The organism is Microcoleus sp. PH2017_28_MFU_U_A (assembly GCF_020738035.1).
Lineage (GTDB): Bacteria > Cyanobacteriota > Cyanobacteriia > Cyanobacteriales > Microcoleaceae > Microcoleus.
This window is the reverse complement of sequence record NZ_JAEQCX010000128.1, coordinates 23687-37324: the sequence shown is the minus strand read 5'-3', so window position 1 is coordinate 37324 and position 13638 is coordinate 23687. Positions and strand designations below refer to the sequence as shown.

General features: G+C 46.4%; 10 protein-coding genes. 6 read left to right on the top strand and 4 right to left on the bottom strand.

Going from position 1 to position 13638, the window contains the following annotated elements; all coding sequences use genetic code 11:
- Positions 1–1671: 1671 nt before the first annotated feature.
- The 6 genes from alaS to JGK14_RS28585 all read left to right on the top strand — a co-directional run bounded on the left by alaS (position 1672) and on the right by JGK14_RS28585 (position 9596).
- Positions 1672–4371 carry an alanine--tRNA ligase gene (alaS, locus tag JGK14_RS28610; protein WP_325315767.1) on the top strand — a complete coding sequence of 900 codons (2700 nt, stop codon included), beginning with the start codon at positions 1672–1674 and terminating at the stop codon, positions 4369–4371.
- A 363-nt stretch (positions 4372–4734) separates the two neighbouring features.
- Positions 4735–5310, top strand: coding sequence for a tetratricopeptide repeat protein (locus JGK14_RS28605; RefSeq protein WP_325315766.1), 576 nt, complete (start codon positions 4735–4737; stop codon positions 5308–5310).
- Entirely contained in the window at positions 5288–5632 is a 345-nt protein-coding gene (locus tag JGK14_RS28600; RefSeq protein WP_325315765.1) for a tetratricopeptide repeat protein, read from the top strand. Before JGK14_RS28605 ends, JGK14_RS28600 begins: the two co-directional genes overlap by 23 nt.
- Before the next feature lie 161 nt (positions 5633–5793).
- Positions 5794–7497: a CHAT domain-containing protein gene (locus JGK14_RS28595; RefSeq protein WP_293219095.1), complete on the top strand. Its 1704-nt coding sequence runs from the start codon at positions 5794–5796 to the stop codon at positions 7495–7497.
- 238 nt (positions 7498–7735) lie between these two features.
- Positions 7736–8095 (top strand): hypothetical protein, encoded by a 360-nt coding sequence (locus JGK14_RS28590; RefSeq protein WP_293191582.1) that lies wholly within the window; start codon positions 7736–7738, stop codon positions 8093–8095.
- Positions 8082–9596, top strand: coding sequence for a hypothetical protein (locus JGK14_RS28585; RefSeq protein ID WP_325315764.1), 1515 nt, complete (start codon positions 8082–8084; stop codon positions 9594–9596). Before JGK14_RS28590 ends, JGK14_RS28585 begins: the two co-directional genes overlap by 14 nt.
- Positions 9597–9738: 142 nt before the next feature.
- Here the strand turns inward: JGK14_RS28585 and moeB are convergent, their stop codons facing one another.
- The 4 genes from moeB to JGK14_RS28565 all read right to left on the bottom strand — a co-directional run bounded on the left by moeB (position 9739) and on the right by JGK14_RS28565 (position 13451).
- Complete coding sequence (gene moeB, locus JGK14_RS28580; protein WP_325315763.1) at positions 9739–10908, bottom strand: molybdopterin-synthase adenylyltransferase MoeB; 1170 nt, start codon at positions 10906–10908, stop codon at positions 9739–9741.
- Between the two features lie 79 nt (positions 10909–10987).
- Entirely contained in the window at positions 10988–11467 is a 480-nt protein-coding gene (locus JGK14_RS28575; RefSeq protein ID WP_293191585.1) for a M67 family metallopeptidase, read from the bottom strand.
- Between the two features lie 207 nt (positions 11468–11674).
- Positions 11675–11902: an indolepyruvate ferredoxin oxidoreductase subunit alpha gene (locus tag JGK14_RS28570; protein WP_293155824.1), complete on the bottom strand. Its 228-nt coding sequence runs from the start codon at positions 11900–11902 to the stop codon at positions 11675–11677.
- 313 nt (positions 11903–12215) lie between these two features.
- Positions 12216–13451 carry an ATP phosphoribosyltransferase regulatory subunit gene (locus JGK14_RS28565; protein ID WP_293212834.1) on the bottom strand — a complete coding sequence of 412 codons (1236 nt, stop codon included), beginning with the start codon at positions 13449–13451 and terminating at the stop codon, positions 12216–12218.
- Between the last annotated feature and the right edge of the window lie 187 nt (positions 13452–13638).

Below are 13638 nucleotides of genomic sequence, written 5' to 3'. Positions count from 1 at the left end.
AGGGTCTGCTTCCTGCTTCACCCAAGGGAGTCGGCTCGCAACTTGTCCACAGGCGTAAATTCGGATGTAGCCCATCCTAATCCAAAAAACAATTCTAGCTGAAGCTTTTAGCCATGAGTCACCCACTATTTTCAGCCAATTTAACGAGTTGTGGACTTCCTTCTCGACCTTAACAGGCTGGCTAGTCCTGACAGAACTGCGGTTTACAAACCGGATAATTGAGCTTTGGTTTTCGGCATTGCAGATATTATATCAATTCTAGACTTATCTTGTTCAGCGAGCTTTGACTAAGTTTAGATAACTATTTCGCCCTGTAAGTTAACCTCTTGTACTGACTTTTCAATGATATCGCATATTGACAGTGCCTCATGCCAGAGGGCGTCAGCCACGACCAAAAACGCGCGGGCGCGATCGCCCGTTATGTATTATAGATAACTCAAAAGCTCGATCGATCGAGTCACAGCAGTCCGAGCCGAATAGCACGAATAGAGCGTCCCGCTCGAAGTGAGTTCCGCTCGAAGTGAGCGGGGACGCTCGCACCATAACAGACTCGCGAGCGTCCCCGCTCGCAGATAAGAGCTTGCGCACAGATGCTTGCATCGGGATTCTTCCCCGTCTCCCCCTCTCCCCCTCTCCCTCTCTCCCTTTCTCCCCCTCTCCCCCTCTCCCTTTCTCCCCCTCTCCCCCTCTCCCTTTCTTCCCCTCTTCCCATTTCCCCCTCTCTCTTTCTCCCCCTCTTCCCATTTCCCTATAAAAAAGCGTAGGGCCCGATCGACAGCGATCAGACCCAATAATATAAGAATCTTTGATTTTCTAACAAACGAGATGTGTTTCTGGTAGAGAACTAATTTCTTACTAGGGTTTACAACTTGTGCAGCTTTACTTTTAATCCGCAAGCACAATAAGTCTGACTCGACTGCGGTTTGGCTTGACTGCGCGATCGGCAGTTTCGCCACTATTCCAAGTTGTGTTCGGTTAATTTCGGCCGCGCCTGGGAATTTAGACCGGAGACACCATGTCTATATCCTTGAACTTTGCTTGTGACGCTCCTACATCAATTGCAAGCAATATGTTGTAGGCATCTGAGTCCTGTTAAGGATATCTAGATCTTCCTTCGAGATACTCCAAAATGTTTCTCTCTACGGCGTTTTATAGTGAGGAACACGTCCAGCCCCACTGTCTTTCCAATATATCAAGGATTGTTTGTTCAGGCTGTGAAGATTTCCCTGTCCTACGGAATCGGTCAACCTTCCATTTTTCACAAACCTGGCTTTCATCCCACCCCAAATTAAAAATTATCGAGAGGGGGTTCCCGCTGAACGGGCTAAATATAGCGACCTCCTGTTTCTTTCTGTCCCGGTGTCTATTGTTAAGTTAGCACGAGCTTTGGGAGGAGTAAAGCACAATTTGTAAAACTTGATAGGTCTTTACATTACTAAGTATAATGATATAAATATCCACATAGATGTAAGTTCTATTGCAATACGCTTGGGCTAAGCCCGATCCCCCCTAGCCCCCCTTAAAAAGGGGGGGACAAGAGTTTTCTCAAAGTCAACCCCTACTCTCCTTTTTAAGGGGGATGCGAGGGGATCTCCGGGCAATAAACACTATTAACTGAAGCGTATTGAGTTCTATTGCTGCTACATCTTTACATACTTAACAGTTTTTGTCATGTCTATTACTCCTAAGTCTCTCGGCGGTAGTCAAATCCGCCAAACATTCCTCGACTTTTACGCCCAGCGGGGACACAAAATCCTGCCGAGTGCTTCTTTGGTGCCCGAAGATCCGACTGTGTTGCTAACGATCGCCGGAATGCTACAATTTAAGCCGATATTTCTCGGACAGCGCACCGCAGAATCACCGCGCGCTACCACTTCACAAAAGTGCATCCGCACCAACGATATCGAAAACGTCGGCCGTACCGCCCGCCACCACACGTTTTTTGAGATGTTGGGGAATTTCAGTTTTGGGGATTATTTCAAGAAACAGGCGATTGCTTGGGCGTGGGAACTTTCCACAGAAGTTTTCGGTTTGTCACCGTCCAATTTAGTTGTTAGCGTTTTCCGAGAAGATGACGAAGCTTTTGCAATTTGGCGCGATGAAATTGGCATTCCGGGCGATCGCATTCAACGCATGGGAGAAGCTGACAATTTCTGGCAATCCGGCCCCACAGGCCCTTGCGGCCCGTGTTCCGAGATTTATTACGATTTCCACCCAGAAAGAGGCGACAATATTGACCTCGAAGATGATAGCAGGTTTATCGAATTTTATAACCTGGTTTTCATGCAGTACAATAAGGATGCAGAGGGCCATTTAACACCGCTGCAAAATCAAAATATTGATACTGGGATGGGATTGGAACGGATGGCGCAAATCCTCCAGAAAGTCCCGAACAATTACGAAACAGATTTGATTTTTCCGATCGTCCAATCGGCGGCGGAAATTGCCGGAATTGATTACCACAATAGCGATGAAAATGTCAAGGTTTCGCTGAAAGTAATTGGCGATCACATTCGGGCTGTGGTGCACATGATTGCGGACGAAATTCGCGCGTCAAATGTCGGCCGCGGTTACATTTTGCGTCGGTTGATTCGCCGGGTGGTGCGCCACGGGCGGCTGATTGGGATTCAGGGCGAATTTACGGTGCGGGTGGCCGAAAGCGCGATCGCCCTTTCGGAAGCAGTTTATCCAAATGTGCGATCGCGGGAAGCTCAAATTAAGGCGGAATTGGCAAGGGAAGAGGCGCAGTTTCTCAAGACTTTGGAACGCGGAGAGAAGCTGCTTGAGGAAATTCTCAAAAAAGCTCTTGTGGAACAGGCGTCTCGCCTGTCGGTTTCTGGGGGCGGGCAGGATGCCCACCCCACAGTAGAAATTTCTGGACAAGATGCGTTCACGCTTTACGATACCTACGGTTTCCCCTTAGAATTGACTCAAGAAATTGCGGAAGAACAGGGAATTACTGTCGATTTAGATGGCTTTGAAGTCGCGATGAAGGAACAGCAAACTCGCGCGAAAGAAGCTCACCAAACCATTGATTTAACTGTGCAGGGTTCCTTGGATAAGTTAGCTGAGAGTATCCAGAAAACAGAGTTTGTTGGCTATACTGAATTGTCAAGTTTAGCTGAAATCAAAGTTATCTTAGTTGACGGCAAAGCTGTGGAATCAGCAGAGGCGGGAACTGAGGTACAAGTTGTTTTGAACCAAACGCCGTTTTATGCAGAATCCGGCGGACAACTTGGGGACAAAGGTTATTTGCAAAGCGGAGAGAATGGTCAGAGTTTGTTGGTGAGAGTTGATGATGTGAAAAAGGAGTCAGATTTCTTCGTGCATTTCGGCTTTGTGGAACGGGGAACGCTAAAAGTTGGCGATAGTTTGACTGCGAAAATTGACAATAGTAGCCGCCGCCGCATTCAAGCCAACCACACAGCAACTCACTTATTACAGTCAGCTTTGCGAAAAATTGTCGATGATTCAATTTCCCAAGCTGGTTCCATGGTATCGACAGACAGATTGCGGTTTGACTTCAATTCTCCGCGCGCTGTGACAGCAGAAGAGTTGGAGAAAATTGAGGATTTAATTAATAGTTGGATTGCTGAGGCCCACGCTGCGGAAGTTGCCGAAATGCCGATCGCCCAAGCCAGAGAAAAAGGCGCCACAGCCATGTTTGGCGAGAAGTACGGCGACGTAGTGCGGGTAATCGACTTTCCCGGGGTTTCGATGGAATTGTGCGGGGGGACTCACGTCAGCAATACCGCAGAAATCGGGCTGTTTAAGATTGTTTCCGAAGCGGGCGTTGCGGCTGGTACTCGCCGGATAGAAGCGGTTTCAGGACAAGCTGTGTTGGATTATTTGAATGTGCGTGACAGGGTTGTGCGCGATTTGGGCGATCGATTTAAGGCGAAACCCGAAGAATTGCCCAACCGGATTACTAATTTGCAGAATGAGTTGAAGGATACTCTGAAGCAGTTGGCTGCTGTGAAGTCGGAATTGGCGATCGCGAAATCCGACCAGTTGCTAGCAAAAGCTGAGTCCATTGGCGAGTTCAAAATCATTGTAGCTCAATTGGGTGATGTGGATGCAGAAGCGCTGAAAACTGCGGCGGAAAGATTGCAGCAAAAGTTAGGAAATGCTGCGGTTGTTTTGGCATCAATTCCTGAACCGGACAAGGTAAGTTTGGTAGCAGCTTTTAGTCCAGAAGTTAATAAGAAAGGATTGCAAGCTGGCAAGTTTATCGGGGGAATTGCTCAAATTTGTGGCGGCAAAGGCGGCGGGCGGCCTAATTTGGCCCAGGCTGGGGGACGTGATGCTAGTAAGTTGCAGTCAGCGTTGGAAAGTGCTCGCAATCTGTTAGTTGAAGGGTTGGGTAATTAGGAAGAAACCCGGCGGTTGAAACCGCGTCTACAAAAACAAAACCCACCTCCGTGGGTTGAAGATTTTACCCAATTGATTGAGAGAAACCCGGCGGTTGAAACCGCGTCTACAAAAACAAAACCCGCCTCCGCGGGTTGAAGATTTCATCCAACGATTTTCCATCTCCGAATACCATCTTCGTCCACGGAGGTGGACATCGTTTGTGTAGACGCGGTTTCCAACCGCCGGGGCCTCTGCAATCAACCCGTAATCAATCCGTAAATCACCCCCAAATCCATCCGTTACATCCGCTACAAAATCCGCTGCCGAACTTGCCTTCCCCCAACAAATAATGTAAAATATTCCAAAAATGGGTTGTGCAAAATGAACGAAAAACGCCGCGAAGCCTATCTCAATCTGATTCAATCCCTCCTCAACTCCCCAGAAGACGAACAAATCGCCCTCCTGAAACAGAATCTAGAATTATTAGATGATGGTTTTGCCCGATATCTGCGCGAGTGGGCAACTCAAACTATCGCAGCAATGGAGTCAGAGGAAGCTACAAACATTACTCTTAATATAGTTAAATTCAGTAATTTGATTCAACAGTTTCCGCTGGGTAGCAAAAGTAGCAATATGGAAATTGCCATTGCCGGCTACGAGGCGGGATTGCAAATTTTTAAGCAAGTTCAAAATAATTTAGGACTTGCTTACAGTGACAGAATCAAGTTCGATAGAGGAGAGAATATCGAACGGGCGATCGAATGTTATCAAGCTGCTTTACAAGTTCTCACCCGCGATGCTTTGCCCCAAAAATGGGCGATGACTCAAAATAATTTAGGACTTGCTTACAGTGACAGAATCAAGTTCGATAGAGGAGATAATATCGAACGGGCGATCGAATGTTATCAAGCTGCTTTACAAGTTTACACCCGCGATGCTTTGCCCTGCTTACAGTGACAGAATCAAGTTCGATAGAGGAGAGAATATCGAACGGGCGATCGAATGTTATCAAGCTGCTTTACAAGTTTACACCCGCGATGCTTTGCCCCAATATTGGGCGACGACTCAAAATAATTTAGGAAATGCTTACAGTGACAGAATCAAGTTCGTTCGAGGAGAGAATATCGAACGGGCGATCGAATGTTATCAAGCTGCTTTACAAGTTCGGACTCGCGATGCTTTGCCCCAAGATTGGGCAATGACTCAAAATAATTTGGGAATTATTTACAGTGATCAAATATGGGTAAACAGAGGTGATAATTTAGACAAAATAATTTAGGAAGTGCTTACAGTGACAGAATCAAGTTCGATAGAGGAGAGAATATCGAACGGGCGATCGAATGTTATCAAGCTGCTTTACAAGTTCGGACTCCTACCACCTTACCTCTTGACTGTCTGCAAACAGGGCGAAACTTAGGCGATTTAGCATTAGCAGTAAACTTGTGGGAAACCGCCATACTCGGCTACGAAAAAGCGATCGAAGCAGTCGAACAAAGCCGCGAGTGGATAGCCTCCGAAAACCGCAAACGAGAAATTATCGAAGAAAACCTCAACATCTACGAAAAAATGATGCAATCCTGCATCAATCACCAACAATATCACAAAGCAGTTCAAACAATCGAACGCAGCAAATCCCGCTACCTAGTCGAACTCTTCACCAACAGCGAAATCTATCCCAAAACAGCCACCCAAACCGAAAAACAGCAACTCCAAAACCTGCGCCGCCAAATCGCCTCCCTCCAACAATCCCCTCAACAACAACAAGATAATTTGGCAACAGCATTACAGCAACTAGAACAATACCTAGAAATCTTCAAACAGCGAGAACCAGAATTCAAACTAACTCAAAAAATCCAACCCATAGACATCCCCGAATTCCAACAAACCTTAGACACCGAAACCGCAATTATAGAATGGTACATCGGCGGGGGCGGGCACGCACCATCCACCGCCCCTACGGGGGGATTTGCATTCATCATCACCCACAACAACATAGAATTAGTCACATATACCACAACCGAAATAGCCGAATTAGAAACCTGGAAAAACAACTATCTCAACGAATACCGCGACAAAGCCAAACAAAAAATCTGGCAACAAACCTTATCCGCCAAACTGCAAAAACTCTCCGAAATCTTGCTGCTAGATGAGATAGTCGCCACAATTCCCAATCATTGCCGTCAACTAATATTAGTACCTCACCGCTACCTGCACTTATTCCCCCTCCACGCCCTACCATTCACATCACAAACCCGGTTCACTCAACAAACCGAATTTTGCGGAAACCTCCTAGACTGCTTCCCCAGCGGCGTGAAATACGCCCCCAGTTTGCAACTATTAGAACTCGTACAAAACCGCATCAAAACCCGCACATCTCCCGCCCCCGAACTTCAGCCATTATTTGCGATTCAGAATCCCACCGAAGATTTATCGAACGCCGATATGGAAGTACAAATCATCAAACAAAGATTCGACACCCATGATATCTTAATCAAACAACAAGCTACCAAAATCGCTTTCAACGAAAACCTCAAAAACCTCTCCAATGCTAGCTATATCCACTTTTCATGTCACGGAGTCTTTAACTTTGACTATCCGCTGCTGTCCCTTCTCGCCCTAGCCGATTCCATCGAGGAAAATAACGAGACAGATGCAGAAAGCCGCTATGTGACAATGCGAAGCGGGCGAAAAGCCATCCCCGAAAAATGCCTAACCTTGCGAGAAATATTTGCCGATTTAGAGTTAAGTAAGTGCAATCTCGTGACACTCTCCGCCTGCGAAACTGGGTTAACCAGTTCAACAGAAATGACTGATGAGTACATTGGTTTACCCAGCGGCTTCTTGTATGCTGGGAGTATGAATGTTGTGAGCACATTGTGGTCAGTCGATGATTTTGCGACGGCGATTTTAATGATAAAATTTTATCAGGAATTGCTACCGAAAGTTTCAGTCGCAGTCGCTTTGAACGCCGCCCAAAACTGGATGCGCGCCGTCACCAAGGAGGATTTTGGAGTTTGGGTGAAATCCTTAAATTTAGATAAAAAATCTGGGCAAAGTGTGGAACTGTGGTTAGTATCATCGCTAGAGGAACGGCCTTTTAGTCATCCCAAGTATTGGGCGGCATTCTGTGCTACTGGATATTAGGAAACAGGTTTTTCGATATCTGCGATGGGTGGGGGCGGGTTTATGAATTTGGGGATGGGATGATACAAATGTCGGCGAACCCGCCCCTACAAATTTGGGTATTCTTGATGTATGATTGTCTTACCCAATTCCGTAGGGGCGGGTTCACCAACCATCTTTGATTCCGACAAAAAAATCACAAAAACCCGCCCCCACCCAACCAACCAACCCTGACATTTTATTAACGGAGAATTGTTTTATGGAACCCGAAAAAGTTATCATTGTCTTCTTCAAATGGTTGCGCGAAAATCCGAGCATTTTCATGCCCACAGCATGGCAAGATTTACCGAAACTAGATACAGAAATAGCAGAATCAGCCGATGATGAATTATTCCCGATTGCTATGACTATCAGCAAGTGGTGTGCCCATCATGGATTGGGAGATACATTAAGAGAACAAGCGCGGAAAGATATCGACGATGCCGGCGAACCCACCCCAACCACACAGCAGATGTTAACCAATACTACTCAAACTCTGCGTCAAGACATTGAAGAAACTTACGAAAAACTTCAACAACTAGATGCACAGAAATTAGATAAAGACAATGACTCAAAATAGTAAAATCTATGCCCCCAACGTCTATCTATTTGCCTATCACCTCTGCAAACTGCCAGAAACAGAGTCGATTTCTCCTGGAGAATCAACCAAACTGTGGGAAAAGTGCAACGAGATATTGCAAACTAAATTAGCAGTTGGTAAAGCATTCAACGGCAGCTATTTACCCAAAAAAGATGAACCTCTCGGATGGCGAGTTGAACTAATTAACAAACAAGTTGTCGGCGGCCGAAATTCTCTCGCTTTTGCTAAGGATATTTCCTTTGACAACCAGCAAATAAATCTCAAAGGTTTCGCCCAACCGCTGCGGATTGATGACAGCTATGCTTTGGGTTTGCAAATTCGCGTCCCCGAAAAAGTTAACAATATTAAAACGCCCGCTGTCGATGTTACCATCTTCAAAGAATTTAATCCCGAAAACTGCTTGCTGCCCGATTTTGTGCAAAGCTATTTCGGGCAAACTCTGCTGATTACGGCTTGGCTGAGTGTCGAACAAAACCAGGCCGCGCGGGAAGATTCGCAGTTTCTAAAAGGTTTAGCCCAACAGTGTCTAGAAAAGTTAATTTCCGGTGACAATCTGCCGAATTTTTACCGTCAAGGCGAGTTATTCGGTAGCCCAATTTTAGAATACGGCGATCCAAATCGCCAAGATACTGACTACAACATTATAGTCTGGTTTTTCAACAGTTCTGCAACTGAGGAAATCTGGGATGAGACGCGGTACAGCGATTTTGTCGAGTTATTTTTGTACCGCAATAAGATTCTCCGCGCCTATCGCGATACCCGCAAACTTTACCGGGTGATTAGCGAGGAATACAAACAAATTGAACTCAATATCGACGCGACTTTTAATTATTTGCGGCAAGACGAAGCCCAGCAGCAGCAATTGAAAGGTGCGGGTTTAAAGGAAGAGGAATTAGAACGTCTCGAACGTCAGACAATCGAGATGCCGCCGCGCGCTGTCAAGTATGCCCGGTTGCTGATGCAGTTGGAATTTAGACAAAATACGATCGCAATTAACGCCAAAAACTACCAAGATAAATTATATCAGATAAGTCTTGACTTAAAATCTCGGAAGAAATACAATGAAAGTGAGTGTGATTTAAGCTTTCTCGAATTATTCAGCAAAGAAACCTCGCCGCAGTTTCAAGCACAAATCAAAGGTGACTTAGGCTACTTCAGCCACGGCACCGGCTTGCTAGACAAAGCAATGGAAGCAATTCGAGGAGTTGTCGCCATTGAAGAGGCTTATCGGGATGCGAAATTAGAAGTCACGATTCAAGCAGTCGGCTTTGGTTTGGGAGTCGCCGGGGTAGTCGCTGGGAGTTCTCCTTATTTGATTAAACAAGACCCGCCGAATCAGGTAATTGCTTTGCCTTTCCTGAAGGTGGGAATTAATTCTTTTGTGTTGGTATTGTTGATTAGTATCGGCGCGGGAGTTGTGGTTTGGTCTTTGGTTATGTTGGGCGCAAATTTCAAGAATATTCGGGCTAAATTTAAATAAACCCGGCGGTTGAAACCGCGTCTACACAGACGAAACCCGCCTCCGCGGGTTGAAGATTTTACCTCTTCGTCCACGGAGGTGGACATCGTTTGTGTAGCCGCGATTTCCAATCGCCGTGAATTCTAATCGCCTTTAAAGTAATTTAATATTGAGGAACAGACGAATCTACTTCTTGACTCCAAGCAGTAATCCCGCCCTTAACATTAATTCCCTCAATTCCGGCTTCCTTCAAGATGCCCAAGGCCTTCGCAGAACGGCCGCCCATTTTGCAATGTGCAATCAAGCGATGTCCGTTCAACAATTCTTTGACCTTCGCAACACCTGCGCCGTGTTCGATATCCGGTAATGGAACCAAAACTGACCCAGGAATTTGAGCAATTTGATACTCGTTAGGATTGCGAACATCTAACAAGACAAAATCCTTGGCGCCGCTGTCGATTAACTTTTTAAGTTCCGTGACAGTCATCTCAGGGATTTTCTGTTGTTCTGCTTCCTCGGCTTTAGCTTGAGGAATGCCGCAGAATTGTTCGTAATCGATTAACTTGTCAATTACCGGACGTACTGGATTCGGTCGCAATTTCAACTGGCGGAATGTCATATCTAAGGCATTGTACAGCAACAATCTGCCGCTCAAAGTTGTACCTTGACCTAAGATAATCTTAATAGCTTCCGTGGCTTGAATGCAGCCAATTACCCCAGGTAAAACGCCTAAAACGCCGCCTTCCGCACAGGAAGGAACCATTCCAGGAGGCGGGGGTTCTGGGTACAAATCGCGGTAATTCGGGCCGCCTTCGTAGTTGAAAACTGTTGCTTGTCCTTCAAATCGGAAGATGGAACCGTAGACGTTGGGCTTGTTCAAAAGCACTGAAACGTCGTTCATTAAATAGCGAGTCGGAAAGTTGTCCGTACCATCGATGATGATATCGTAGGGAGTGGCAATGCCGATCGCATTTTCGGAACTAACGCGAGTCTCGTACAAATCAACTTGACAAAAAGGATTGATTTCTAAAATCCGATTTTTCGCCGACTCAATCTTCGGCTTCCCAACCCAAGAAGTGCCGTGAATAACCTGGCGCTGCAAATTGGAATGGTCAACAACATCAAAGTCTACAATCCCAATGCGGCCAACACCGGCGGCTGCTAAATACAGCAGCAGCGGCGAACCGAGTCCTCCCGTACCGACGCAGAGCACGCTGGCTGCTTTGAGACGCTTCTGCCCTTCCAATCCAACTTCTGGCAGGATGAGGTGGCGAGAGTAGCGTTCGTATTCTTGTTTGTTGAGCTGGATCTCGTCCAGATTAGGATTTAGCATGATATTCTGTTATACGCCGATTTTGAATTACATCCTATCTGAATCTTTCGCATTTTTGCGTGTTTGTTATGTTTAGTAATTATTTCTTAATCTGAGTCGGTTCGATCGCGAGAATTTCCTCTGCTTGAAAGTTGCCCTCTGCGTCAAGACTCCAACTGCGGAGGTCTTCTGAAGTGCCTTGTCGGACGGATACGATGATGTAGGAGTATTGTGGCCAGGCTAGGGTTCGATCGCACTCCGAGGGCACTGCCGGACAATCCGGGTGAGAATGATATATGCCGATAATATCAAGAGTGCGATCGCGCCCGTGTTTCATCGCCCGCAACATATCTTCAGGCTTAATAGCATATCTGCGTCTTTCTGTCAATCCTGTTTGTTCGGGCCAATTCTCCTGGGCTTCTGCACTCCAAGCATTGTCAGCCGGCCAAACTTCTACTAAAGTTTTAATATCGTCAGTGATTGTACCTAACAATAAACCGCAGCATTCTTCTGGATAAGCGCTTTCGCCGTGGCTGCGGATGGATAACAGGTGTTGGGGGGAAAGTGCGATATTTTGCATTTTCTTGTAGGCTTTTTTAAACGAACCGCGAAGGCGCTAAGGACGCGAAGGAAGAGAGGAGAAGGGAAGGGAATTTTTTATATATAACTAATGTTAAATATGCCCGGTTTCTTTTCATAAATCTTGAGTTTATTAACGAATAATTTAGGAAGAAACCGGGTTGATAGCCCGTGCGTAAGTCTTTGGCTATTTAGCCCTAAATTGCTATTAAGTTGGAGTTTGTTGCAATTCTGGCCGTTCGTCTGGGACGATCGCATTTTCGACTGGACACACCTGCAAACAAATGCCACAATCTATGCAGGTATCGAAGTCAATCCAAAACCAATCAGTACCTTTGACATTTTTGCCGGGGCCGGGGTGAATGCAAGCAACTGGACAAGCGCCGACGCAATCAGCAACTCCTTCGCAGATATTTGTAACGATAGTGTGCGCCATGTTTCTATTTTAGATTTTAGATTTTAGATTTTGGATTAGACATTATATCATGTCTGTCTAAGTACAACTGTACAATTGGTTCGTAGTGAGGACTTTAGTCCTCTGGTTTTTTGCGGACTGAAGTCCTCACGATCAAACTGGTTTGTAGTGAGGACTGAAGTCCTCTGGTTTTTTGCGGACTAAAGTCCTCACTACGAACCTGGTTAGAATTTGATTCTTTTGGTTTTTTGCGGACTGAAGTCCTCACTACGAACCGTTTTTATTGCTGGTAATTTGTTGGACACGATTTTAGGAATTACGTTTCAAACAAATCCTAGTTTACCTTTTCAATTGTTGGGACGCCTTCGGCATTTACCCAAGCAATTTGAGCGATTCTGCGATCGCGCGCGTAGTCCCTGGCTTCCTCTTCTGTCTCCCGACTCTCCAAATCTATCTCCACCCGCACTAGGGGAGTAGACTCTCGGAGTTGGCGGGCATAATCAAAGGCCGCCGCCGCTGCTTCCGGTGTTTGAGGCACTACCAACCATTCGCTAGCTGCTGTTTCTGTGGGCAATTGACCCTCTGTCAACAAAACTTGGTGCAAATCTTCAATATTCAGACAAAACCCGATCCCGGGGGAATTTTGCCCTTGGGGGTCGAACAGTCCTAGCAGTTGGTCGTAGCGTCCGCCTTGTCCTAATACTCGCTGTCCGCTCTTGCTGCTGCTGACAACTTCAAACACTATTCCAGTGTAATAGTCAAAGGTTTGAATTAAACTCAAATCGAGGTGGATGTGAGATTTCAGATTGGGGATTTTTGCTTGACATTTTTCCAGCAGTTCGATCGCACTTTTGAGTTCATTTAATGCTGCTTGCTGCGGCACATCTAAATCCAGCTTCGCCACAATCTCCAATACCTCTTCTGGCTTGCCGCGCAAGTCAAACAACAGCAGAGCTCTTTCTCGCAATTCGTCCGACAGCGGCAAAGTTTCCAAAGCTATGCGATCGAGATTGGCGATCGCGCCGCGCACTTTTTGGCGCACGTTTGGCCCAAACGGTTCTAGCAAAGTTGCAGTTAAGCCCGCTTCTCCCAGCACCAAATGCCAGTCATCAATTTCTAAGTTTTGCAAGCACTCAGACAGCAGCAGCAGCACTTCCGCATCCGCAACGCTCCCGCCCGCGCCCAGCAGTTCTACCCCCGCTTGATAGAACTCCTGTTGCCCGCCTGAACCCGTATCCGGGCCTTTGCGGAAGACATTGGCGTTGTAGTAGAGGCGCTGGGGCTGCCAATTTGTCCCGGACATCCGCATTGCAGCCGCGCGGGCGATGGATGCTGTCAATTCTGGCCGCAAGCCGAGTTCTCCATCTTCAGCGTCTTGGAGTTGAATTAAGGTCGATCGGTCGATCGCGCCCCCAGCCATCAACGTCTCCAGCCTCTCTAGAGTAGAAGTAATAATCCGGTGATAGCCCCAGCGGTGAAACACCTGCTGCAAGCGCCGTTCGATCGCAATTTTTTGAGCAACGTCAAGGGGCAATAAATCTCTTGCACCCGATGGGGGTTGGTGAACCATATCAATTTTAGATTTTAGACCTTAGATTCTATACCAATTTCACAAAAGAATGCCACTTTAGGCAAGTTCCCAACTCTCACCAGTCAATTATTCCCCATTCTTTAATTGAAAATCGTATTTGATTGGACTTAGAAGCTTGCCTTTAAGACACCTTGTTAAAGTCGAACGCCGCCACCCTAACATTCGA

Excerpts from the sequence above, each read along its gene's own strand:
- alaS (WP_325315767.1), top strand. The coding sequence starts at position 1,672 with ATGTCTATTACTCCTAAGTCTCTCGGCGGTAGTCAAATCCGCCAAACA.
- JGK14_RS28605 (WP_325315766.1), top strand. The coding sequence starts at position 4,735 with ATGAACGAAAAACGCCGCGAAGCCTATCTCAATCTGATTCAATCCCTC.
- JGK14_RS28600 (WP_325315765.1), top strand. The coding sequence starts at position 5,288 with ATGCTTTGCCCTGCTTACAGTGACAGAATCAAGTTCGATAGAGGAGAG.
- JGK14_RS28590 (WP_293191582.1), top strand. The coding sequence starts at position 7,736 with ATGGAACCCGAAAAAGTTATCATTGTCTTCTTCAAATGGTTGCGCGAA.
- JGK14_RS28585 (WP_325315764.1), top strand. The coding sequence starts at position 8,082 with ATGACTCAAAATAGTAAAATCTATGCCCCCAACGTCTATCTATTTGCC.
- moeB (WP_325315763.1), bottom strand. The coding sequence starts at position 10,908 with ATGCTAAATCCTAATCTGGACGAGATCCAGCTCAACAAACAAGAATAC.
- JGK14_RS28575 (WP_293191585.1), bottom strand. The coding sequence starts at position 11,467 with ATGCAAAATATCGCACTTTCCCCCCAACACCTGTTATCCATCCGCAGC.
- JGK14_RS28570 (WP_293155824.1), bottom strand. The coding sequence starts at position 11,902 with ATGGCGCACACTATCGTTACAAATATCTGCGAAGGAGTTGCTGATTGC.
- JGK14_RS28565 (WP_293212834.1), bottom strand. The coding sequence starts at position 13,451 with ATGGTTCACCAACCCCCATCGGGTGCAAGAGATTTATTGCCCCTTGAC.